Origin of the sequence: Synechococcus sp. CB0101 (genome assembly GCF_000179235.2) — a bacterium.
Classification (GTDB): Bacteria; Cyanobacteriota; Cyanobacteriia; order PCC-6307; family Cyanobiaceae; genus Vulcanococcus.
Genome location: NZ_CP039373.1, coordinates 235,546 through 257,803 on the forward strand (window position 1 = coordinate 235,546; position 22,258 = coordinate 257,803).

Here is a 22,258-nt window from a genome sequence, read left to right on the forward strand (position 1 = left end):
GATCTGGGACAGCAATTCAGATCCCAGGGTCATGGGTCATCACCAGGTGTTGATCGCGGGCGGTGGTGCGGGCGGCATCACCGTGGCCGCGCGCCTTAAGCGCTTCCGCCCCAGCCTGGATGTGGCGATCCTGGAGCCCTCCAGCGAGCACTACTACCAACCGGGTTGGACCCTGGTGGGTGGCGGTGTGTTCACCGTGGCCCAGACCCGCCGCCAGGAATCCGATCTCATCCCGGCGGGAGTCACCTGGATCCGCGAGGCCGTGGCCGGTTTCGATCCGGATCACAACAGTGTGAGCACCAGCGGCGGCCAGGCCCTCACCTACGACGCCCTGGTGGTGGCCACAGGCCTGAAGCTGAACTGGGATGCGATTAAGGGCCTGCCCGAAGCCTTGGGCAAAGGCGGTGTGTGCAGCAACTACTCCAAGGATTTCGCTCCCTACACCTGGGAGTGCATTCAAAACTTCAAGGGCGGCAATGCGGTGTTCACCTGCGCGCCGATGCCGATCAAGTGCCCCGGTGCTCCGCAAAAAATCGCTTACATGGCCGACGACGCCATCAAGCGTGATCCGGCGGTGGCGGCCAAGAGCAAGGTGATCTATGCCACGGCTACCCCTGGCATCTTCGGCATCCCGGCCTACGCCGCACCGCTGCGCGAGGTGGTGGCGCGCAAGGGCATTGATGCTCGCTACAGCCACACCCTGATCGAGGTGCGGCCGCAGAGCAAAGAAGCGGTGTTCAAGGTGGCGAAGGAGGGCGAAGAGCCGCGCGAGGAGGTGATCAACTACGAGCTCCTACATGTGACTCCGCCGATGGCGGCGCCGGATGTGGTGGCCCAGAGCCCCCTTGCAGCCGCCAGCGGTTTTGTGGAGGTGGATAAGCACTCCACCCAGCATGTGCGCTATCCGAACGTGTTCGCCATCGGCGATGTGAGCGGCATGCCCAACTCCAAAACGGCCGCGGCCGTTCGTGGTCAAGCTCCGGCGTTGGTAACCAACCTCCTAGCCCAGCTCGATGGCGGCAAGGGCGACGGCTCCTACAACGGCTACAGCTGCTGCCCGTTGATCACCGGCTACGGCAAAACGATCATGGCCGAGTTCAATTACGACGCCCAGCCCGAGCCGTCTTTCCCCCTCGATCCCACCAAGGAGCGCTGGAGCATGTGGGTGATGAAGACCACCATCTTGCCGTGGGTGTATTGGAACCGAATGCTGAAAGGCGCTGATCACGAGAAGCGCTTCATCCCCGGCGTGAAGCACTGATCGCCAGGCTCGCCTGGATGCACGACCATGGTTGAGACCATGGCCTTGCGTGATCTGCGATGACACCAGCTCAAACCACAGATCTTCTGGTGATCGCCGCTAGCAACGGTGAGAACCTCAAGTTGGCCGAGCGGTTTGCAGCGGCAGGTCGTGCGCAGGGCCTCTCCGCTGCCGTCGTGGATCTCACCACTTTGGATCTGCCCCTGTTCACGCCACGCGCCATGGCCGCCGGCACTCCCGATGGCGTGGCTGCGCTGCAGGCCCAACTCAATGCGGCACCCCGCTGGGTGATCTGCGCGCCGGAATACAACGGCTCGATTCCACCGGTCCTCACCAGCGCGATTGCCTGGTTGTCGGTGCAAGGAGACGACTTTCGCGCCTTGTTCAACGGCCGGCCGGTAGCGATCGCCACCCACTCCGGCGGGGGTGGTCACACGTTGATGGCGGCCCTGCGGTTGCAGTTGGCCCACCTCGGGGCCCATGTGGTGGGGCGGCAGCTGGTGAGTAACGCCAGCCAGGGCGCCAGCGACGCCACCATCAACGACCTGCTTCAACGCCTGCAACGGCTGCAACCCCTCCCCGTTTGAGCCATCCACGCGCCATGACCACCACTCCCATCGCCATTCCCGCCAGCCATGGCGAGCTGGCGGCCGCTCTGTCTGTGGAGGCGCTGGTGCTGCGCCCTGCTGCCGAGCGTTTCCACAGCCAACTCGATTGGCTGGAGAGCTGGCACAGCTTTTCGTTTTCGAGTCATTACGACCCGGCCTGGATGGGTTTCGGGCCCCTGCGGGTGATCAACGACGACACCATTGCCGCCGGCCAGGGCTTTGGCATGCATCCCCACCGGGATATGGAAATCATCACGGTGATGGTGGAGGGGGAGCTGCACCACCGCGATTCGATGGGCCACGCCGAGGTGCTGCGCGCCGGCGAAGTGCAGCGCATGAGTGCCGGCACCGGTGTGGTGCACAGCGAGATCAATGGCGGTGAGCAGCCCTGCCGCTTGCTGCAGATTTGGGTGCAGCCCAGCTCCACTGGGATTGCGCCTGCCTATGAGCAGAAGCTGTTCCCTTCACAGCCTGGCTGGACGCCTCTGCTCGATCCGCAGCGCCGTGAGGGCGCCATGGCGATTCATCGGCCTGTGCAGCTCTGGCGCGCCCGCTTGCAACCTGGCGAGGCGCTCCCCCTGCCCCCATTGGAGGGATCTGTCTGGCTGCAGATGATCGATGGTGAACTGATGGCCCCCTGGACGCTGCAGCGGGGTGATGGGCTGGGTTGGTCGTCGGTGAACGCTGACGCTGCGCCGCCTCTCAGCGCCTCGGCTGCTGGGGCAGATCTGCTGTTGTTTGCCTTGCACTAACCCCGCACCCGCACGCAAGCCACCGGTGCCTGTGCTCCAGGGCACCGGGCGGATCGCGTGATCTCGCCAGGCTGGGGCCATGGCTTTTGCCCCCAGCTCAGCGACCCACGTTCGCCTCTATCGCCTCACCGACCGCCAGGGGCAACCCCACCCGGTGCTCGATGAGTGCTTCGAGAGCCTCGATCAAGCGCTCGAGGCGGCTCTGGATTGGCTAGAGCAGGGCGGGCTGGTGGATGCCAGGGCTGATCAGCGTGAGCGCGAGCGCCAGCTGGCCCTGCAGGTGGGGGTGGAGATGAGCACGCCGAGTGGTTCCTGGCGCACCTTGCGCCATGCCGGTTTCATGGCTTGGCGTTCCCCGGGCGGCTGATGCGACCCAACGAAACCCTCGACCAGCGCCTGGCCTGGCTCGGGTTGCTGGTGAATGTGGCGGCCCTGCCTTGGCTGCTGCAGCTCTTGCTCAGCGGCGGATCGATGGCCGCGGCCAACTGGGCGGTGGGCTTGAGCGCGATCCTGCCCGCCTTGGTGCTGGGGTTGGTGGCCACCGCTGCCCTGCTGAAGCGGCGCCGTTGGGGGCGGGTTGTGGCGATCGTGGCCCTGGGGCTCTTGTTGGCGGTCACCCTCAGCTATGGCGTGGTGTGGTTGGCGCTGGTGCCGCTAGGCCGGGTCTGGGTGGCGGTGGCGTTGGGGAGCTTGAGCGTGGCTGAACTGCTCCTGCTCATCTATTGGTGCCTGCCTCGGCCCTGGTGGCGCTAGGCACCGCCCCCAAACCAGCCAGCAGATCTCACCTTTGGTATCACCTGATACCAAATGTGGTTGCGTTGGCGCCTTGCATGGTTCCCATCGCTACCAATCGGCCATGCCCAGCGCTGAGCGTTTCGCCGCCCTGCAGACCATCCAGCGGCGCAAGCCTGCCGCTGTTCAGGCTCCCTCCGCTCTTTCCGACATCTGGGCGAGCGATGTCTTCACCCTGGATCGGATGAAGGAAGCGCTGCCCCGCAGCGTGTTCAAGTCGGTTCAATCCACGATTCGCGAAGGCGGCCGCCTCGATCCCTCCGTGGCCGATGCGGTGGCCAGCGCCATGAAGGACTGGGCCACCAGCCGCGGCGCCCTGTACTACGCGCACGTTTTCTATCCGCTCACCAACCTCACGGCGGAAAAGCACGACGGCTTCATCGTGCCCAAGGGTGATGGGCGTGCCATCACTGAATTCACCGGCAAGCTGCTGGTGCAGGGCGAGCCGGATGGCTCCTCCTTCCCCAATGGCGGCCTGCGCTCCACGTTTGAGGCCCGCGGTTACACCGCCTGGGACGTGACCAGCCCTGCCTGGCTGATGCGCACCCCCAACGGCGTCACCCTGTGCATCCCCACGGTGTTCGTGTCGTGGACCGGTGAGGCTCTCGATAAGAAAACTCCGCTGCTGCGCTCCAATGCCGCGGTGAACGCCCAGGCGCGCCTCGTGCTCAAGCTGCTCGGCGAGAAGGAGATCGCGCCGATCAACTCGAGCTGTGGCGCTGAGCAGGAGTACTTCCTGGTGGACAACGCCTTCATGGCGCTGCGCCCCGACCTGCAGCTCTCCGGCCGCAGCCTGTATGGCGCTCCGCCGGCGAAGGGTCAGCAGTTTGATGACCACTACTTCGGCGCCATCCCCGAGCGGGTGCAGGTGTTCATGCAGGACGTGGAGGATCAGCTCTACCGCCTGGGTGTGCCCGCTAAGACGCGCCACAACGAAGTGGCCCCCGGCCAGTTCGAGATCGCGCCGGTGCACGAGGCCGCCAACGTGGCCACCGATCACCAGCAGCTGATCATGACGGTGCTCAAGAGCACCGCCAAGCGCCACGGCTTCACCTGCCTGCTGCACGAAAAGCCCTTCGCCGGTGTGAACGGCAGTGGCAAGCACGTGAACTGGTCGATCGGGAACAGCACCCAGGGCAACCTGCTCGACCCCGGCAAGACCCCCCACGAGAACATGCAGTTCCTGCTGTTCTGTGGGGCCGTGATCCGCGGCGTGCACCAGTACGGCCCGCTGATGCGCGCGGCCATCGCCACCGCCAGCAATGACCACCGCCTCGGCGCCAACGAAGCCCCTCCGGCGATCATCTCGGTGTACCTCGGCAGCCAGCTCGAGGATGTGTTCAACCAGATCAAGGCCGGTCAGCTGAAGAGCTCCGCCAGCGGCGGCGTGATGCAGCTCGGTGTCGACAGCCTGCCCGAGTTCCCCAAGGACGCCGGCGATCGCAACCGCACCTCGCCCTTTGCCTTCACCGGCAATCGTTTCGAGTTCCGCGCTGTGGGCTCCGGGCAGTCGGTGGCCGGTCCGCTGGTGGTGCTCAACACCGTGCTGGCTGATTCGCTCAGCTGGGTGGCCGATCAGCTGGAGGCTCGCCTCGCCAAGGGCGAAAGCATCGAGCAGGCCAGCTTCGCGGTGCTGCAGCAGATCACCCAGGAGAACGGCGCCGTGATCTTCGGCGGCGACGGCTACTCCAGCGCCTGGCATGAGATGGCGGTGAAGGAGCGCGGCCTCGAAAACCTGCGCACCAGTGCCGATGCGCTGCCGGTGCTCAAGCGCGAGGCGATCCGCGATTTGTTCTCCCGCCAGAACGTGCTCAGCCCCGTGGAGCTCGAGAGCCGTTTCGAGGTGTACGCCGAGCAGTACATCCTGGCGATCGAGGTGGAAGCGCGCCTGGCACTGCGCATCGCCCGCACCTCCCTCTACCCAGCCGTGAGCGCTTACCTCGGCGAGCTGGCCGGCTCCCTGCAGGAGCAGGAGGCCATCGGCCTGCAGCCCTCCAAGGCGATCGCTCAACAGATCGCCGGTCTGAACCAGCAGCTGCTGGATCGGGCCAATGCTCTGGAGGCCGCCCTTGGCTCCGCGCCCCATGGCGCTGAAGCCCACATGCGCCACTGCGCCGATCAGCTGATGCCGCTGATGGGTGAACTGCGCGCTGCCGCCGATGCCCTGGAGCTGTTGGTGGACGACGCTGCCTGGCCGCTGCCCACCTACCAGGAGATGCTGTTCGTGCGCTAAGGCGCCAGCCTCTGCAGCGGTAGTGCTCCCGCCAGTCCCTCCCGCAAGGGGGTCTGGCGGGCCTGCCAAACCCGCTGGGCGATCGGCCCCAGCCAGGGAGCTCCCGCCGAGAGAACGCTCCTGATCAGCGCGGTGTGACCCACCAGATGGCCCTGCCGCGCTTCTGCGCTCTGCAGGGCCTGCATCCGTGTGATTTCTGGGCGCCGCTGCTGCTCGACCGCTGCGGCGGCCTGATCGAGTTGATCGGTTCTGGCCCCACTGAGCCAATGGGCGGCCACGAGGCTGTCACGCAGGGCCATGTTGATCCCTTGGGCCCGCACGGGGCTCATCGGGTGGGCGGCATCCCCCAGCAAGAGCAGCCCGGGTTGATGCCAACGCTCCGCCATCCCCACCTGCACGGAGACCCGCAGCGGCCCTTTCAGATCAGCGGCTCGCTGCTGCACCAGTGCCGCCAGAGGCGGCGGCAGCAGGGTTGCCCAGGTTTGTCCCCAGGCCTCAAGGCTTTGCGGTGGGGTGGGGCTGCCCTTGGACAGGAGCCAGGCCAGTTGCAGCTCGCCGCTGGCCCCCACGCAGCTGCTGCCCAAGGCCCCGCCGGCGAGGTGGGTGTTGAAGCTCCCATCCAGCTCTGTGGGGAGCGGGCCCGGTAGCTCAAACCAGAGCAGCTCAAGGCCCTGGCCCCTCTCGCCCATTGGAATCTCCGCATCGCGGCGGACCAGTGAGTTGCGCCCGTCGCAGCCCACCACCAGATCAGCGTCCAGCGCGGTGCCATCGGCCAGCTGCACGCCGCTGATCCGTTGGCCCTTGCGCCGCAGTGCCTTCACGGCCTGCCCCGGATGCCAGTGCAGCGTTGGCTCCTGCAGGGCTTGATGCAGCAGCGCTTCAAGCAGGGCCTGCTGCGTCACCAAACGGCAGGGCTGCAGCGATCCCATCGGTTCGGCAACGCTGAACAACCGGCGCTGGTTCACCCACACGCTCCAGCCCGTCAAAGGGCGCTGGGGAAGGGCGCTCAGCAGGGGCAGGAGGCCCATCCGCGCCAGGGCTTCCTGCCCGCAGGGCATCAGCGCATCACCCCGGAACGCGCGCGAAAACTGGCGGCTGGCCTCCACCAGGTGAACGCTGTGGCCGGCCTGGGCCAGCTGCAGAGCGAGGCTTAAACCAGCAGGACCTGCTCCCACCACCACGAACCGGTTCATTAAGCGGTCTGCAGGTTGCGGGGGATGTGTTGGTCTGCGGCGGAGATCGTGGCTAGAGCGTGGATGTTGCCGCGTCTCACGCTGAGATGACCCTCAAGTTCTGGAGGCCCTGGATCGATCCCCATCGCTGCGGCGAAGGATCCCAGCCGGAGCGGTATGTGTTGCGCGCTGGCTGCGATGCCCAGTTCCTGGGAATTGCCACCCGCAATGAGCTGATCGAACCAGTGCCCGATCCCCACCGGGCTTGGGTGTTCCACACCCACGAACGGGCGGTGGCAGCCGCCCGTGACATTGCCAGCCTGTTTGGCCAGCCCGTGGATGTGGTGAAGCTGGAGTGATCCGGCGCTTCAGGCCTCAGCAGGGGCGGTGAGCAGGCGGAAACCGCTGAAGAACAGCGAAATGCCGAACAGGGTGCCCACAGCCCAGAGGCTGTCGGATGGCCATTCCGCTACCAGCAGGCCGCCGAGAATGGCGGTCACCACACCATCCATCAGCACCAGGCCGCGGGCTTCGCCCTGGCTGGCGGCGGCAGCGGCCAGTTCCATCACGCCTTCGAAGATCAGCAGCAGACCCACAAACAGGGTGAGGCTGATCTCGCTTTCAATCGGGTAGGCCACTACCCAGATGCCGGCCACCAGATAGAAGAGACCAGAGAGGGCCCGGAAGATTTTTCCCTTGGTGCCTTCGGCCTGCCCCAGGCGTAGCAGTTGGGTCACACCCGCCACGGCCGCGATCACACCGATGCTCAGGGTGAGCGCTGTGGCGGAGAGGAAGGGCAATGCGATCGATGCTGCGGCCGCCACGAAGAGCAGCACGGCCGTGATGCGACGCAGGGTTGTCGGATTCACCGGGGAGAAGGCTGGAACGCAACAGGTTAGGTGCGTTTTGCCCGGCTGACGGAGCCCTCATTAGGGTGCGAGCACTGTCTGTCTTCACCCGCCGACCGATGGCCGCGATCTTCAGCGACAACAGCCTCACGATCGGTCGTACTCCGCTGGTGCAGCTCAATCGCCTCACCGAGGGTTGCGGGGCGCGGGTGCTGGCCAAGATCGAGGGCCGCAACCCCGCCTATTCGGTGAAGTGCCGCATCGGCGCTGCCATGGTGGATGCCGCCGTGCGCGATGGGCTGCTCGGCCCCGGCAAGGAGTTGATCGAACCCACCAGCGGCAACACCGGCATTGCCCTGGCGTTTGTGGCGGCCAGCAAGGGCATTCGGCTCACCCTCACCATGCCGGAAACGATGAGCCTCGAGCGGCGCAAGCTGCTCACCGCCTTCGGCGCCCACCTCGAGCTCACCGAAGGCCGTCTCGGCATGACCGGCGCCGTGAACCGCGCCAAGGAGATCGCCGCCAGTGATCCCGATCGCTACGTGCTGCTGCAGCAGTTCGTGAATCCCGCCAACCCTCAGATCCACCACGACACCACCGGCCCAGAGATCTGGGACGACACCGACGGCCAGGTGGATGTGTTGGTGTCGGGTGTGGGCACCGGCGGCACGATCACCGGCGTGAGCCGCTACATCAAATCCACCCTCGGCAAGCCGCTGCTGAGCGTGGCGGTGGAGCCCTGCAACAGCCCGGTGATTACTCAGACCAAAGCCGGCGCCCCTCTGCAGCCCGGCCCCCACAAGATCCAGGGCATCGGCGCTGGCTTCGTGCCCGGCAACCTCGATCTCGATCTCGTCGACCGGGTGGAGCAGGTGAGCGATGAGGAGGCCGTGGCGATGGCCCGCCGCCTCGCGCGGGAGGAGGGCATCCTCGCGGGCATTAGTTGCGGCGCAGCCACCGTGGCGGCAGTGCGCCTGGCCCAGGAACCGGCGATGGCCGGCAAAACCATCGTGGTGGTGCTGCCTGATTCCGGCGAGCGTTACCTCAGCTCGGTGTTGTTTGAAGGCATCTTCAACGAGCGGGGCCTGCCGGTCTGAGGCGGGCCCTCAGGCTCGGTTGGCTCAGTCGGCCAGAGGGGTGACGCCCTTGAGGCGCTCGTTGAGTTGCATCGCCATCGACTGACGACCCACGGCCAGCACCTTCAAGGTGTCTTCGTGCATGCGCAGCTGCGCATCGGCCACCTGCATGCCGCGCACCAGTTCCTTCAGGTCATCGGGCAGGGTGTTCAGGTCGTAGCGCTTGCCCTCGAAGGTGAGCACGGGGGGCTGCTGGGCGGCGGAGTCGGTCACAACACAGGTGTCAGTCGTGGTCAGCTTATGGGGCTTGCGGGAGTCACGCCCCGCGGATCAGCTGGCGTTCGCACAGGTCGCGGTAGCGGCCGGGGCGGCTGATCAAGAGGTCGTGGTTGCCCTGATCCACGATCTGGCCGTGCTCGAGCACCACGATCGAATCGGCTTCCTGCACGGTGGAGAGGCGGTGGGCGATCACCAGCACCGTGCGCCCTGCCATGGCCTGATCAAGGCCCCGCTGCACGGCTTCCTCCGATTCGGCATCCAGGGCGCTGGTGGCTTCATCGAGCAGCAACACCGCCGGATCGCCGAGCACCGCCCGGGCAATGGCGAGCCGTTGCAGCTGGCCACCGGAGAAGTTGCTGCCACGCTCTTCCACCCGCGCTTGGTAGCCGCCGGGCATCGCTTCGATGAAGCCGTCGGCATTGGCGAGGCGGGCAGCGGCGCGGATCTGCTCGAGCGTGGCGGGCCGGCCAAAGGCAATCGCCTCGGCCACGGTGCCCGAGAACACGGCGCTTTGCTGGGGCACCAGCGCCACGGCCTTGCGCAATTCACTGGCCTTGAGATCAGCCAGATCGCACCCATCCAGCAACACCCGGCCGCTCTGGGCCGTGTTGAAGCGCAGCAGCAGTGAAAACAGGGTGCTCTTGCCGGCGCCGGAAGGGCCCACCAAGGCCACCACCTGGCCGGGCTTCACCCGCAGGCTGAGGTTGCGCAGAACGGGTTGCTCGGCCTCGTAGCTGAAGTTCACCTGCTCGAGGGTGAGTTCGCCGGCAACGTGGTCGAGGGCCAGAGCCTGGGTCTTATCGGGTGGCTCAATCGCCTGGTGTTCGATCTCCCGCAGGCGCCTCAGGGAGGCCTGGCCCTGCTGGAACTCGTTGAAGTTGGTGGTGAGGTGGCTGATCGGATCGATCAGCATCAACAGGGCGGCCACATAGCTGCTGAAGCCCTGACCGTTGAGGTCGCCGCTCTGGATGCGGGCCGCGCCCATCAGCAGCACCGACAGGATCCCGGCCGCTTCCAGAAAGCCCACCACCGGATATTGCAGTGCCAGCAGCCGCTGGGTGCGGTAGCGGGCGCGGCGGTGCAGATCGATCTCCGTTTCAAAGCGCTGCTGCAACCAGGGTTCGGCCGCGAAGGCCCGCACCAGCGGCAGGCCGCCAATCGCCTCACCGAGCAGGGAGGCCAGCTCACTCACCTGCTTCTGGCTTTTCTCGGCTGCCCCCATCACCTTGGCGCCGAACACGCTCACCAGCACCGCCACCAGGGGCGCCAGCAGCAGGGTGCCCAGCGATAGCTTCCAGTCGAGCCACACCATGTATCCGAACACCACCACCAGCTGCAGAGCAGAGGGGGTGGTGTCTTGGATCGTTTTGTAGATCACCTCGCCGACGCGGTCGGCGTCTTCGGTGAGGCGGTAGGTGAGATCGCCGGCGGAGAGCTTCTCCAGCACGCCGAAATCGAGCTTCTGCAGCCGCGCGAACAGGCGGCGGCGCAGCTCCTGGCTCACCTGCAACGCTGGGCCCGCTAGCAGGGTGTCCTGGCCGAACTGGGCCAGTTTCTGCAGCATGAACACGGTGAGGGCCAGGCCGATCACCTGCAGCACCCGGCCGAAATCCCCGGCGCCGATCGCTGGGATCAGTTGGCCCGCCAACCAGGCCAGCAGCGGCCAACAGGCCACAAACACGAGCATGCACACCCCACCGGCCAGGAGTGCGGAGCGGTAGGGCATCAGCAGCGGCAGGAGCCGCCGGAAGCCGGCCGAAGGGGGTGCGAGCATCGGGGCAAGCTATCAGCGCTTTTTTGGCCACCCCCCCTGCGGCTGAACCCATTCGCCTCGATCAATTCCTCAAATGGCAGGGGCTGGTGTTCACCGGCGGCGAGGCCAAGCAGCGCATCCAGGGTGGAGAAGTGCGGGTGAACGGCTTTCAGGAAACGCAGCGGGGTCGCAAGCTCAAACCCGGTGATCGCGTCGAGATCGACGGTCAGACCCATCTGGTGCCCCAGGACACGGCTGATCAGGCCTGAACCGGGCAGCCTCTAGGTTGGTGGGTCGATTCGTTCAGGACGCTGTGGGTAAGGCCGTCATCGCAGGCAACTGGAAGATGCACATGACCTGCGCCGAAGCGCAGGCGTTTGCAGACGCCTTCAAGCCCCTGGTGGCCAACCTCCCGGCTGATCGCGAGGTGGTGCTGGCTCCCCCCTTCACGGCCATCCCCACCTTGAGCAGTGCGCTGGCCGGCAGCGGCATCCACATCGCTGCCCAAAACATCCATTGGCAGGAGAAGGGCGCCTTCACCGGCATGATCTCGGCGCCGATGCTGATGGAGCACGGCGTCACCCACGCGATCGTGGGCCACAGCGAACCGCGCAAGTACTACAGCGAGACCGACGAGCAGATCAACCTGCGCGCCCGCAGCGCCCAGAAGCACGGCATCATCCCGATTCTTTGCGTGGGTGAAAGCGATTCGCAGCGCGAAGCCGGTGAGGCCGAGCGAGTGATCCGCCGTCAGGTGGAGCAGGGGGTGGATGGTCTCGATCCCGCCCGCTTGATCGTGGCCTACGAACCGATCTGGGCGATCGGCACCGGCAAAACCTGTGAAGCCGCGGAAGCCAACCGCATCTGCGGTTTGATTCGCGAGTGGGTGGGCTACCCCGAGGTGGTGATTCAGTACGGCGGCTCGGTGAACCCCGCCACCATCGACCAGCTCATGGCCCAAAGCGATATCGACGGCGTGCTGGTGGGCGGCGCTTCGCTGGATCCCGAAGGCTTCGCCCGCATCGCCAACTACCAGGTTCCTGTCGCCGCTTGATGGCTTGGCGCTGGGGTCAGCGCACCCATGTGATGGGGGTGATCAATGTCACCCCCGATTCCTTCAGTGATGGCGGTCAGTTCGATCGGCCCGAGAGGGCCTTGGCTCAGGCGCGCCGGCTTGTGGCCCAAGGGGTGGAGATCCTCGATCTCGGTGCCCAGAGCACCCGTCCGGGTGCAGAAGATGTGGGCGCGGAGGTTGAGCAGCAGCGGTTACTTCCAGCCCTGAAGTTGATCAGCGAGGCGATTGCAGCCGGTGAGCTGCGCTGCCCAGCGGATGGCGTGCAACAGGCGCCTCAGCCCCCCCTGATCTCGGTGGACACCTTCCGTGCTCCCGTGGCCGAAGCGGCACTGGCGGCTGGAGCCGACTGGATCAACGATGTGAGCGGTGGCCGCCGTGATCCGGCGATCCTGCCCCTGGTGGCTCAGGCCGGATGCCCCTATGTGCTGATGCACTCCCGCGGCGACAGCCAGAGCATGGACGGCCTGACGGAGTACGGCGCAGCCGGGGTGGTGGATGGGGTGCTCCGGGAGCTGCAACACACCACTGAGCGCGCCATCGCGGCAGGGCTGCAGCGTGACCAGCTGATCTGGGATCCCGGCCTCGGCTTCGCCAAAACCACCGAGCAGAACCTCGAGCTGCTGCGCGGCTTGCCGCGGTTGCGGGCGGAGGGGATTCCGCTGTTGGTGGGACCGTCGCGCAAGCGCTTTATCGGAGCGGTGCTCAACGAGCCACGGGCGAAGGCCCGGTTGTGGGGCACGGCAGCGGTGGTGGCGCAGTGCGTCTCAGCGGGTGTGGACGTGGTGCGTGTGCACGATGGCGGCCCGATCGTGCAGGTGGCGCGGATGGCGGATGCGCTGTGGCGTTCAGGTCCCGTTAGCTGCTGATCGGCGACGGCGCAGTCGCGATGCGCGGCTCCTCCATCTGTTTGGCGCGATACATGGCGGTATCGGCTGCTTCCAGGAGGCCATCGGCATCGTCGGCGTGATCTGGCCAGCGCGCCACGCCGATGCTGGCGCTGATTCGGATGCCCTCGGGGAGTTCGGGCTGATCGTCGAAGGGTTGTTGAAGCGCTTGGTTCAGCTTGCTGGCGATCAGTTGCAGTTGCTCCAGGGATGGTGCATCTGGAATCAACAGCACAAATTCATCCCCCCCTTGACGGCAGACGGTGTCGCTTTCACGCACACAGCTCTTCAATCGCTGGCCAACGGCCTGGAGCAGCACATCACCGGTTCCATGGCCATAGCGATCATTCACCGGTTTGAATGCATCAAGATCGAGAAACAGAAGGCCAACCCCATGCCCCTGGCGTTTGGCCAACGCCAGGCTGAGATTCAACTCCTCAATTAAGAGAGCACGGTTGGCCAGGCCTGTGAGTGGATCATGGGTGGCCAGGTGACGCATTTGCTCCTGTTGGGTGTAGCGCTCACTCACATCACGCAAAAGTCCAACGAAATTGGTGATCTGCTGCTGTGGATCTAAGACGGCTGTGATGGCGAGTTCATGGCGCATGATCTGGCCATTGCGATGGCGATTCCAGATTTCACCATTCCAATACCCCTTCTGGATAATGGCGCACCACATTTGCTCGTAAAAGCTACTTTCGTGGCGCCCGGAGCGCAGCAGATTTGTTTTTTGCCCCCGCGCCTCCAGTTCTGAATAGCCACTTAACTGGCTAAACGCTCCGTTCACTTGCAGGATCAAACCACTGGCATCGGTGACCACAATGCCAATGGGGCTGCTGTCGAACACCGTGCCCGCAAGAGCGCGTTCTTTGGACGCTTCAAGCTCTCGGGCCAGGGCTTGGCGCAGAGCTAAGTGGTTGTTTAACAACCCTTGGCTGATCAGGCCGGCCAGCGAACTGAGGCTGATCCCCAAGAAGGCCTGTAGCACGAGGCTTTGGGTCCAGCCGCTAGCACTGATCAATCGGTTGTCGAGCTGAATACCAATTTGCCAGGTTCGATTGGCAATCGTCACATCACGCCAGGTTGGGTGGGTGAGTCGATCACTGTTGGCTAGTTCAAGATTGTCAAATAGGAGATTGTCTGGGTTCTTGCGATTGGTGTCATAGATCAAGACGCCCGCATCCTTTAACGCTGAGTGGCTCACGTTCGCCAGCGCCCCGTGGATCAGATCATCCATGCTTAGTGGTGAATACGCCCATCCACGCAGCCTCCCGAAGCGTTCTTGGGGTGAGCTAAAGCTCACATTGGGATCTTTATAGATCGCTTGATACAGCAAGGCACCCACCTGGGGCCGTAGGGATGTTTCCTGCAGCAGTCGCACCGGTCCGCTCAGGGCTGGTTCGCCGTTGGATGCGGCCAGGTGCATCGCTTCACGGCGCGTGACCTGTGAATACATGTCGAAGCCCAGCGCGCGTTGATTGCGCCAGTCGTTGGGCTCGAGATAGATGATTGCAGTGGTGAGTGCGCGAACACCCGGTGGTTTGATTTGAAAATCGGGCAGGCCGTCGGCTCGAATGGTCTGCTCAAAGGCGGCGATGTTGTTATTCGGTACAACCGCGGCGAAGCCCACACCCTGAATGCCCTTGAGGGTGTTCCCTCCGCGGCTCAGGGTTTGATAGAAGGCCGAGAATTCCCTTCGGCTCACTTCACTGGAGGCGTTAAACAGCCCCACCACAGAATCGAGAACGGCGCTGTTGGTTTGCAGGCGCGTGCTGATGGCCTGCGTAATCTGACGGCCCAGTTCCAGCTCCAGGCGTTCGTGTTCCAGCTGATTCGCCTTGAGACAGCTCGAGCACCACAGCGTCGTTGCGAGCAGTCCAGAGCCCAGCACGAGCCAGGGCAGCGCCTTCAGGTTGAAGATCCTGCTGGAGAAGACGGGCACTCGCATGTCAGGAACCAGCGCCTCGTCTCAATCTAGGACTGTTCCACAGATTTGCCCACAGCTTCATGGCCTATCCGACCACATCTCGCCAGAGTTGTTCGAAGGTGCGTCTGAGCTGAACCCTCTGCGGTTGCTCGGCTGATTCAAATTCACCACTGAATGCATAGCCAATCAGCCCTTTTTGCTGTTCCAGGTTGAGTTCTGCAAATCTCATCACCCAGTCGTTGCGGTGGTTGCGCCAGAGGGCCTGCACTGGCACTTGGAGCCCATTGGCGAGTTCAAGGCGGGTGCAGTCTTCCCGTTCCCGAGATGGGCCTGAATCGGCTGTGAAGCGCGCTCCACTCATGGAGAGATCGTCGAGGAGGCCTTCAATGATGGTTCCTGTTTCGGTGATCATTCGAGCAGGTTGTTGCACGTTGATGCGATGTTCTTGTCTCGGCTGCGGCCGCTCTTGAGACATCAACACGCACATCACCAGCAGGCTGACATTGATCGCACACCAGATCACTCCATACAACGCCAGTTGCCAACCCACGCTGTTGGGTGCGCTGCTGAGGTCGAGAATGATCTGAAGCAGCACAACGATATTCAAGCCCAGCAGCGCGCAGCTGGGCAGAAAGGTTTGTTTGAAGAGAGCCTGTGTGAGATCCGAGTTGGCTGTGCCTTTGGGTGTCACGCTGAAGCCTTTGCTGTAGGGCCTCACCAACGACTGCAGCAGTTCTGGTAATAGGGCGAAGGCGCTGAACAGGCTCATCGCTTCGGTGAAGATCGGTAGGTAGAACGGCCGCATCAAGATGAACATGCAGCTGCTGACAGCCAGGATGAATGGCAGCTGGAAATCGAGAATTTCTTGCCCCTCGGTTGCTGGTAATGGCCCCACGCCCGTCATGAAAAAGATCAAGGGGATGAGCTGGAAAAAGATGCGCGATCCGTGCTGGATCATCCAGTAGAAGGGGAAAATGAGGATTTTGGTGATGAGGCTTAAGCCTTTTTCCTGGGCAATGATGTAACCCACTTGGATATTGCCGCGCCCCCAGCGCTTGCGCTGCACAAAGAACGATTCCATGCTCTCCGCAGCCAGTCCCATGGTTGTGGCTTCCCGTAGATAAATGGTTTTCCAGCCGCGCTTCACAAACGACACGGTTAAGAGGATGTCTTCTGTGATCGATGTGGTGGGAAAACCTCCGACAGCTCTCAGCGCTGCATTGCGATGCATGCAACAGCTGCCGCAGCAGAAGGCCGCACCAACGGCATCGCGCCCCGGCATGATGATCTGGAAGAAGAAGGCCTGTTCACAACCCCAACTCCCGCTGATGTTCAAATTGTGTTGAATCGCATCGGGGTTGTAGAAGTTCTGCGGTGTTTGAACCGTGGCAATCGCAGGATCGTCGAAAAAACCAGCAAGGCGCCACAGGCAGTTTTGATACGGGATGAAATCGGCATCGAGCAGCAGATTGAGGTCTCCATCGATGATGTTCAGCGCGTGGTTGATGTTGCCTGCTTTGGCGCCCTTACGATCCGATCGGATGATGTGGTGAGCCCCCACCTGCTCGCAACACTGCTGCAGCCAGGGCCTCTGGCCGTCATCCAGCACGTAGACCTTGAAGCGGGGATAGTCGAGTTGCAGTGCCGCCAGGATGGTTTTGGTCACCACCTCGGGGCCTTCGTTGTAGGTCGGGATCAGCACATCCACGCTGGGAATGGCGTCCTCTCCCTCGCGCGCATAGCGCTCGCGTAGGCGTTGTTCGGCCGCGTCTGCCTCGGCGCGTCGGTCGGTCAGCCAGGTGATCGTGACCAGAAACTGCACGTATTCCAGGATCGCCAACATCTCCACCACCAGAACGGCGGCCATCCACCAACCCTCAGGGCTGGTGAAGAAAGAGCCGAATGGGAAATTGCCAATTCTCCAGTTCACATAGCGACCTGTGAACAAAGCGATCACCAGCACGAGCAGCACCCGCCGCTTGTTGCCTGCAGGCAGCAACAGCCCAAGGGCAGTGGGAATGGCGAGAGCTAGAAACGCGATCTCCAGACCCATGCGAATCAGAGATCAACGCGGACCCGTTCCCCTAGCCGGCATTGCTGAGCCTTCAGGTCGTTGGGGTTGAGCTCGATCAGCACCCGACTGCGATCGGCGTGGGCGGGCCTGAACTTTGCGGCGCCAATGCTCTCGAGTCCGCTCAGGCTTTGCTCACCCCGGAGGCTCACAATTTGGCCTGTGCTTCTTCGGCCGCTGAGCGGCCATTCAATTCGTACATCTTGTCCGAGCCGGAGATCTTTGAGTTTGCTTGCCTCAAATAACGCTTCCACCCGCATCTTGTTGCAGTTCACCGCCGTGAGCAATAGGTTGCCGTCATTCACTTCATCGCCCACGCTGGTCCGGCTCGTGAGAATCATTCCGGGGAACTGGGGCCTGTAGACGAAGGTTGATCGTTTCTGCGCTGCGGCAACCTCTTGCTGCAGTTGGTCGCGTTGATCCAGCAGTTCTTTACGACGGCTGGCCAGGCGATTCAACTCCACTTCCATGATTTCCATCCGGCGAGCGGATCGCCATGGAGTATCCATCAGCGTGTTGATTCCTGCGTTGGCTGATTGGAGCTCCAGTCTGAGATTCTCCAGATCCTGGCGCTGATTGCCAACGCGCTGGGCCAGGCTGGTGGCCATGGTTTCGGAGCCGATCAGGGTGTCTTCATCCATGGCACCGGTCTTCACCAGATCTCGATAGCGATTGGCCTGGCTCGCATACCGTCGCTGCTGAGCCTCGAGGTCTTGAAGTGTGCGTTCGGCCCGATCCACCTCGCTTTCAAGCCGAGCCACATTGATCTGCTTATAGCGTTGCAGTTCCTGAGTAACTGCATTGAGCTCCGCTTCGGTTTGGCGAAGTTTGAGCGTTGTACTGGCGAGCTTGGAGGCGTCGTTCCGGCTTGCCTGGATATCGAGCAGCATTTCACCCGCGCTGAATTGCTCGCCCGCCGTGAGGTTTTGCTGTTTAACAACGCCTTGAATTGGGCTATAAACACTCACAACATCGGCCGTTGTATAGGCCTCAATGGAGCGTTTCCGGAGCAGCACGGAGCCACCCGTGATCACAATCAAACCGGCGAGCCCACCACCCGCCAACCGCCGCCACTGCTTCTCAGGAAGCTTGGCACTCACTCCTTCAATCCAGCCCTTCAGAGCTGTTGTTTCCACGCCAGCAGTATTTCGCCTGTGTAGCTAAGCGTGTTTTTGCTGCAGAGTGCAGCTTTGAAACAATTGGTCTCGGGCTACAGCGTTGCCGCCCCAAGGCTGGTGAGCACGCGCTTCCAGTAAGGCGTGGTGTACCAGTCGTTGAGTTGTTCATCCGTCAGGGTGAGCGTCATCAGCGCTTCCATCCGCAGCAGATCGGCCATGCTGAGTTGGAGCTGCAGCTTGGCGGCGAAGGCGATCACCTCATCTGGGCTACTGCAACGCGAAAGCTCCTGCTGAAGAAGGGTGTCGTCCTTCAGCAGGAGCTTGAGGCGCATGGCTTGGGCGGATGTCATGCGCCTGGGGGATTCAGTTGGCGACGCCCTCGATCCGGTCTTCGATCTCCTGGTAGATCTCCTGCAGTTGCTGAATGTTCTCATCGGAGGTTTCCCAGTAACCGCGGCCATTCACCTCGAGCAGCGTGCCCACAATGCGGCGGAAGCTGTGGGGGTTCAGCTCCATCAACCGCTTTCGCATCTCTGGGTCGTTGATGAAGGTTTCGTTGGCTTCTTCGTACACGAAGTTGTCAACGGCGCCGCTGGTGGCGCTCCAACCCAGGGTGAAGTTGAGGCGCTTGGCCACTTCACGCACACCCTCGTAGCCCGAGTTGAGCATGCCCTCGTACCACTTGGGATTGAGCAGCTTCGTGCGGGAATCCAGGCGGATGGTTTCGCTCAGAGAGCGCACCTGGGCATTGGCGGTGGTGGTATCGGCGATGTAGCTCGCCGGTGCCTTGCCGTCGTCGCGCAGGCCCTGGATCAGCTTGGTGGGATCGCTGTCGAAGTAGTGGCTCACATCGGTGAGTGAGATCTCGGCTGAATCCAGGTTCTGGAAGGTCACATCGGCGGTCTTCATCACCGATTCGAACACCTCGCGTTTCTGGTTCATCTCGCCGGGGTTATCGGCGTTGAACGCGAAGGTCTTGCGGGAGAGATACATCTCCTGCAGTTCGTTCTCCTCTTCCCAGGTGCTGTTCTCCACCGCAAGGTTCACGTTGGAGCTGTAGCTGCCGCTGGCGTTCGAGAACACCCGTGTAGCGGCGTCACGCAAGGAGATGCCTTCCTTCTCCGCTTGCTCCTGGGAGTGCTTGCGCACGAAGTTCATCTCCAGGGGCTCATCGGCCTCGGCGGCCATCTTCACGCCCTGATCGATCAGGGCCATCTGGTTGATGAACAGGTCGCGGAACACGCCGCTGCAGTTCACCACCACGTCGATGCGAGGACGACCCAGTTCTTCCAGGGAGATCAGCTCCAGCTTGTTCACCCGGCCCAGGGAATCGGGTACCGGCTTGACGCCGATGAACCAGAGGATCTGCGCGAGCGACTCGCCGTAGGTCTTGATGTTGTCGGTGCCCCAGAGCACACAGGCGATGGTTTCAGGCCAGGTGCCCTGCTCCTGTTTCTGCCGCTCGATCAGTTTGTCGACCACGCCCTTGGCCGCCGCGATGGCGGCTTTGGTGGGGATCGCCTGGGGATCAAGGGCGTGCAGGTTCTTGCCGCTGGGCAGCACACCGGGGTTGCGGATCGGGTCGCCGCCGGGGCCCGGCAGCACGTATTCACCATCGAGTGCCCGCAGCAGGCTCTGCATTTCCAGATCCGCGCACACCTGCTCGAGGCAGAACTGCAGGTAGCCGAACAGTTTGTCGAGCTCGGCCTGGTCCACATCCGGGAAACCGGCGCTACGGCAGGCACTCAGCCAGGGGCTGGGCAGCTTGAAGCCGAACTGCTCCAGCAGGTTGAAGAACCAGGCGAAGTTGCGGCGTAGGGTGACGCGCCCATCGCTGCCGGTCACGGCCTGCACCATGGCCCCCACGGCGGCCCGGGATGTCTCGGTAATGACGCGGTTGAGCTCCACATCGGCGAGCACACCGTCGTCATTGCCGGCATAGATGTCGGTGATGGTGCGGCCTTTGCTCTCGGCCAGCAGGGCCGGCAGGGAACGGATGCCGTCTTCCTCGCGCTCCAGGGCGGCGATGTTCACCAGCGTGGCGATCGCTTCCTCGGCGGTGGGGGGTTTGCCGATGGTGTGCAGGCCGCAGGGCAGCAGCCGGCTTTCGATCTCCATCAGCTGGCGGTACACCGCGCCGATCACGGCGTCGCGTGCATCGAGATCCAGCTCGGAGGCATCCACCTCCGGCAACTGCACGTCTTTGTCGAGGTTGCACTGGCGGGCCGTTTCCACCACCGCATTCACGATCTGAATGCCGCGGGAGCTCTCACGCAGCTGCTGGTAGGAGCCCACCAGCTCGCCCAGCTCCTTCAGACCCTTGTAGAGACCAGCATTTTCAGCGGGCGGGGTGAGGTAGGAGATGGTTTCGGCATAGCCGCGCCGCTTGGCGATCGTGGCTTCCGAGGGGTTGTTGGCGGCGTAGTAGTAGAGGTTGGGCAGTGCGCCGATCAGTGAATCGGGGTAGCAGGTTTCGCTCATGCCCATCTGCTTGCCGGGCATGAACTCCAGCGAGCCATGGGTGCCGAAGTGAAGCACCGCGTCGGCACCCCACACCTTCTCGAGGTAGGTGTAGTAGGCCGCGAAGCCGTGGTGCGGGCTGGCGCTGCGGGAGTAGAGCAGGCGCATCGGGTCGCCTTCGTAGCCGAAGGTGGGCTGCACGCCAACGAACACGTTGCCGAAGTGGCGGCCGAAGATCAGCAGGTTGGTGCCATCGGTGTTGAGGGTGCCGGGGGGTTTGCCCCAGTTCTCCTCCAGTCGCTCCGAATAGGGCGTGAGGCGTTCGTACTCCTCCACGCTCATGCGGTGGGCAATCGCCAGCTCCGGTGCACCTTCAAGCGCCTCGGGGTCCTGGAGCACCGCCTCCATCAGCGCCTTGGGCGTTGCGGGCAGATCGTTCACCTCGTAGCCCTTGGCGCGCATCTCCTCGAGCACCCGGTAGATCGAACCGAAAACGTCGAGGTAGGCCGCGGTGCCCACGTTGCCCTTGTCGGGCGGGAAGCTGAACACGGTGATCGCCAGCTTCTTCTCGCTGCGGGGCTTGACCCGCAATGAGGCCCAGCGGATGGCGCGCTCGGCGATGGCATCCACCCGGTCTTGAAGGGTGTGGGCCTTGCCGGTGGCATCGTCGCGGCCGCTCAGCACGATCGGTTCGATCGCACCATCGAGTTCGGGGATGGCGATTTGCAGGGCCACCTGCACCGGGTGCAGACCGAGATCGCTCTCCTCCCACTCCTGGGTGGTTTGGAACACCAGAGGCAGCGCCACCATGTAGGGGCGATTGAGCTTCTTCAGCACCTCGATCGCCTTGGGGTGGTCCTGGCGGGCAGGGCCGCCCACCAGGGCGAAGCCCGTGAGCGACACCACGCCGTCCACCAGGGGCACGTCGGGGTTGATCGGGTCGTAGAAGAAGGCATTCACCGGCTTGGTGAAGTCGAGCCCGCCGCAGAACACCGGAATCACGGTGGCACCGCGATACTCCATTTCCTGGATTACGGCCACATAGTGGGCTTCATCGCCGGTGACGATGTGGCTGCGCTGCAGCACCAGGCCGATCACCGGGCCTTTGCGGGCTTTCTCTGAAAGATCTTTGCGGCTGGCGTTCCAGTTCAGGTATTCCTTCAGGTCCTCGAACATCGAGGGGGCCAGGGGGTGCCAGATGCCCAGATCGGGGAACACTTCCGGATCGGCCACCTGGAGCTCGGGCCGATCAGCTGCGGTGCGGGGGAACACGTATTTGTCCGCCAGCATCAGCAGGAAGTTCCGGAGGTTGTCCGGCGTGCCGCCCAGCCAGTACTGGAAGCTGAGCATGAAGGAGCGGGCGTCCTGCGCCTTCTCCACCGGCAGGTATTTGAGAACGGTGGGCAGCGTGTTGAGCAGCTTCAACATCGCGTCCTGGAAGCCGGCGCCGCCGGCCTCCTTCCGCTTCTTCATGAAGCCGGCAATGGCGCTCTTGCTCTGACCCAGCTGGGCCATCGAGAACGTGCCCAGCTTGTTGAGACGCATCACCTCCGGCATGGAGGGGAACACCACGGCGGCTTTGAGGCGATCGCGGTGGGGTGCCACGGCATCCACCACTTTCTGAGCCAGGTCTTCGATGAAGATCAGCGAGGCGATGAACACATCGGCCTCCGCCACATCGGCGCAGAAATCGGCGTAGTTCTGCGGGTCGCGCAGCTCCTCGATTAGGTAACCGCTCAGATCGATCGCCAGCGGACCGTTCTGATCGTTGAGGGAGGTGGCGGCCTGCGTGAGGGCGTTTTGATACTGAGGTTCCAGCACCACATACACGGCCTTCATCACCGCCCGGCCGTTCACCTCACCGGGGCTGACGCGGCGGGAGGCGGAGCGGACCTGCGTGAACATGCGCGCTGGATTGAGCAATGTGAAGGAGCCTACGTAGGCCGAGG

20 protein-coding genes are annotated in these 22,258 nt (G+C 63.4%); 11 read left to right on the top strand and 9 right to left on the bottom strand.

Annotated elements, in window-relative coordinates; translation table 11 throughout:
- Positions 1–31: 31 nt before the first annotated feature.
- From CB0101_RS01315 to CB0101_RS01340, 6 genes are all read left to right on the top strand, one after another.
- A complete protein-coding gene (locus CB0101_RS01315; protein ID WP_010309515.1) occupies positions 32–1,261 on the top strand; it encodes an FAD/NAD(P)-binding oxidoreductase in 1,230 nt (409 codons plus the stop codon).
- A gap of 59 nt (positions 1,262–1,320) precedes the next feature.
- Positions 1,321–1,848 carry an NADPH-dependent FMN reductase gene (locus CB0101_RS01320; RefSeq protein ID WP_010309514.1) on the top strand — a complete coding sequence of 176 codons (528 nt, stop codon included), beginning with the start codon at positions 1,321–1,323 and terminating at the stop codon, positions 1,846–1,848.
- A 14-nt stretch (positions 1,849–1,862) separates the two neighbouring features.
- On the top strand, positions 1,863–2,621 hold the full coding sequence (locus CB0101_RS01325; protein ID WP_010309512.1) for a pirin-like bicupin family protein: 759 nt from the start codon (positions 1,863–1,865) through the stop codon (positions 2,619–2,621).
- Between the two features lie 79 nt (positions 2,622–2,700).
- On the top strand, positions 2,701–2,988 hold the full coding sequence (locus CB0101_RS01330) for a hypothetical protein (RefSeq protein ID WP_010309510.1): 288 nt from the start codon (positions 2,701–2,703) through the stop codon (positions 2,986–2,988).
- Entirely contained in the window at positions 2,988–3,374 is a 387-nt protein-coding gene (locus CB0101_RS01335) for a hypothetical protein (protein ID WP_043717708.1), read from the top strand. The genes CB0101_RS01330 and CB0101_RS01335 overlap by 1 nt, the downstream gene beginning before the upstream one ends.
- Before the next feature lie 103 nt (positions 3,375–3,477).
- Positions 3,478–5,646: a glutamine synthetase III gene (locus CB0101_RS01340; RefSeq protein ID WP_010309505.1), complete on the top strand. Its 2,169-nt coding sequence runs from the start codon at positions 3,478–3,480 to the stop codon at positions 5,644–5,646.
- Here the strand turns inward: CB0101_RS01340 and CB0101_RS01345 are convergent.
- Entirely contained in the window at positions 5,643–6,839 is a 1,197-nt protein-coding gene (locus tag CB0101_RS01345) for an FAD-dependent oxidoreductase (protein ID WP_010309503.1), read from the bottom strand. The genes CB0101_RS01340 and CB0101_RS01345 overlap by 4 nt on opposite strands.
- Positions 6,840–6,925: 86 nt before the next feature.
- Between CB0101_RS01345 and CB0101_RS01350 the strand changes: the two genes are divergently transcribed.
- A complete protein-coding gene (locus tag CB0101_RS01350) occupies positions 6,926–7,177 on the top strand; it encodes a hypothetical protein (RefSeq protein WP_010309501.1) in 252 nt (83 codons plus the stop codon).
- A gap of 9 nt (positions 7,178–7,186) precedes the next feature.
- Here the strand turns inward: CB0101_RS01350 and CB0101_RS01355 are convergent, their stop codons facing one another.
- Positions 7,187–7,687 carry an HdeD family acid-resistance protein gene (locus CB0101_RS01355; RefSeq protein ID WP_010309499.1) on the bottom strand — a complete coding sequence of 167 codons (501 nt, stop codon included), beginning with the start codon at positions 7,685–7,687 and terminating at the stop codon, positions 7,187–7,189.
- A gap of 98 nt (positions 7,688–7,785) precedes the next feature.
- Between CB0101_RS01355 and cysK the strand changes: the two genes are divergently transcribed.
- Positions 7,786–8,763 (top strand): cysteine synthase A, encoded by a 978-nt coding sequence (cysK, locus tag CB0101_RS01360; RefSeq protein ID WP_010309497.1) that lies wholly within the window; start codon positions 7,786–7,788, stop codon positions 8,761–8,763.
- A gap of 24 nt (positions 8,764–8,787) precedes the next feature.
- Here the strand turns inward: cysK and CB0101_RS01365 are convergent, their stop codons facing one another.
- Positions 8,788–9,015 carry a DUF6447 family protein gene (locus tag CB0101_RS01365; RefSeq protein ID WP_010309494.1) on the bottom strand — a complete coding sequence of 76 codons (228 nt, stop codon included), beginning with the start codon at positions 9,013–9,015 and terminating at the stop codon, positions 8,788–8,790.
- Between the two features lie 43 nt (positions 9,016–9,058).
- Positions 9,059–10,795, bottom strand: a complete 1,737-nt coding sequence (locus CB0101_RS01370; RefSeq protein ID WP_010309493.1) for an ABC transporter ATP-binding protein — start codon at positions 10,793–10,795, stop codon at positions 9,059–9,061.
- A gap of 23 nt (positions 10,796–10,818) precedes the next feature.
- On the opposite strand from CB0101_RS01370, the gene CB0101_RS01375 reads away from it, so the two are divergent.
- Genes CB0101_RS01375 through folP form a run of 3 tightly spaced genes read left to right on the top strand, consistent with a single transcriptional unit; the run spans position 10,819 to position 12,715 of the window.
- Positions 10,819–11,043: an RNA-binding S4 domain-containing protein gene (locus CB0101_RS01375; protein WP_010309490.1), complete on the top strand. Its 225-nt coding sequence runs from the start codon at positions 10,819–10,821 to the stop codon at positions 11,041–11,043.
- 44 nt (positions 11,044–11,087) lie between these two features.
- Positions 11,088–11,828 carry a triose-phosphate isomerase gene (gene tpiA, locus CB0101_RS01380; protein ID WP_029553006.1) on the top strand — a complete coding sequence of 247 codons (741 nt, stop codon included), beginning with the start codon at positions 11,088–11,090 and terminating at the stop codon, positions 11,826–11,828.
- Positions 11,828–12,715: a dihydropteroate synthase gene (gene folP, locus CB0101_RS01385; protein WP_010309486.1), complete on the top strand. Its 888-nt coding sequence runs from the start codon at positions 11,828–11,830 to the stop codon at positions 12,713–12,715. Before tpiA ends, folP begins: the two co-directional genes overlap by 1 nt.
- Here folP and CB0101_RS01390 read toward each other — a convergent pair.
- The 5 genes from CB0101_RS01390 to CB0101_RS01410 form a co-directional block, all read right to left on the bottom strand.
- Positions 12,705–14,681: a CHASE domain-containing protein gene (locus tag CB0101_RS01390; RefSeq protein ID WP_136643925.1), complete on the bottom strand. Its 1,977-nt coding sequence runs from the start codon at positions 14,679–14,681 to the stop codon at positions 12,705–12,707. The genes folP and CB0101_RS01390 overlap by 11 nt on opposite strands.
- Positions 14,682–14,745: 64 nt before the next feature.
- Entirely contained in the window at positions 14,746–16,713 is a 1,968-nt protein-coding gene (locus CB0101_RS01395; RefSeq protein WP_010309482.1) for a glycosyltransferase, read from the bottom strand.
- A 5-nt stretch (positions 16,714–16,718) separates the two neighbouring features.
- Entirely contained in the window at positions 16,719–17,867 is a 1,149-nt protein-coding gene (locus CB0101_RS01400) for an HlyD family secretion protein (protein ID WP_010309480.1), read from the bottom strand.
- Positions 17,868–17,941: 74 nt separating this feature from the next.
- Complete coding sequence (locus CB0101_RS01405; protein WP_010309478.1) at positions 17,942–18,199, bottom strand: Nif11 family protein; 258 nt, start codon at positions 18,197–18,199, stop codon at positions 17,942–17,944.
- A 13-nt stretch (positions 18,200–18,212) separates the two neighbouring features.
- On the bottom strand, positions 18,213–22,214 hold the full coding sequence (locus tag CB0101_RS01410) for a magnesium chelatase subunit H (protein ID WP_010309474.1): 4,002 nt from the start codon (positions 22,212–22,214) through the stop codon (positions 18,213–18,215).
- Positions 22,215–22,258: the final 44 nt, after the last annotated feature.

Excerpts from the sequence above, each read along its gene's own strand:
- CB0101_RS01325 (WP_010309512.1), top strand. The coding sequence starts at position 1,863 with ATGACCACCACTCCCATCGCCATTCCCGCCAGCCATGGCGAGCTGGCG.
- CB0101_RS01345 (WP_010309503.1), bottom strand. The coding sequence starts at position 6,839 with ATGAACCGGTTCGTGGTGGTGGGAGCAGGTCCTGCTGGTTTAAGCCTC.
- CB0101_RS01315 (WP_010309515.1), top strand. The coding sequence starts at position 32 with ATGGGTCATCACCAGGTGTTGATCGCGGGCGGTGGTGCGGGCGGCATC.
- CB0101_RS01330 (WP_010309510.1), top strand. The coding sequence starts at position 2,701 with ATGGCTTTTGCCCCCAGCTCAGCGACCCACGTTCGCCTCTATCGCCTC.
- CB0101_RS01405 (WP_010309478.1), bottom strand. The coding sequence starts at position 18,199 with ATGACATCCGCCCAAGCCATGCGCCTCAAGCTCCTGCTGAAGGACGAC.
- CB0101_RS01410 (WP_010309474.1), bottom strand. The coding sequence starts at position 22,214 with ATGTTCACGCAGGTCCGCTCCGCCTCCCGCCGCGTCAGCCCCGGTGAG.
- CB0101_RS01395 (WP_010309482.1), bottom strand. The coding sequence starts at position 16,713 with ATGGGTCTGGAGATCGCGTTTCTAGCTCTCGCCATTCCCACTGCCCTT.
- CB0101_RS01335 (WP_043717708.1), top strand. The coding sequence starts at position 2,988 with ATGCGACCCAACGAAACCCTCGACCAGCGCCTGGCCTGGCTCGGGTTG.
- cysK (WP_010309497.1), top strand. The coding sequence starts at position 7,786 with ATGGCCGCGATCTTCAGCGACAACAGCCTCACGATCGGTCGTACTCCG.
- CB0101_RS01350 (WP_010309501.1), top strand. The coding sequence starts at position 6,926 with ATGACCCTCAAGTTCTGGAGGCCCTGGATCGATCCCCATCGCTGCGGC.
- CB0101_RS01320 (WP_010309514.1), top strand. The coding sequence starts at position 1,321 with ATGACACCAGCTCAAACCACAGATCTTCTGGTGATCGCCGCTAGCAAC.
- CB0101_RS01370 (WP_010309493.1), bottom strand. The coding sequence starts at position 10,795 with ATGCTCGCACCCCCTTCGGCCGGCTTCCGGCGGCTCCTGCCGCTGCTG.
- folP (WP_010309486.1), top strand. The coding sequence starts at position 11,828 with ATGGCTTGGCGCTGGGGTCAGCGCACCCATGTGATGGGGGTGATCAAT.
- CB0101_RS01340 (WP_010309505.1), top strand. The coding sequence starts at position 3,478 with ATGCCCAGCGCTGAGCGTTTCGCCGCCCTGCAGACCATCCAGCGGCGC.
- CB0101_RS01390 (WP_136643925.1), bottom strand. The coding sequence starts at position 14,681 with ATGCGAGTGCCCGTCTTCTCCAGCAGGATCTTCAACCTGAAGGCGCTG.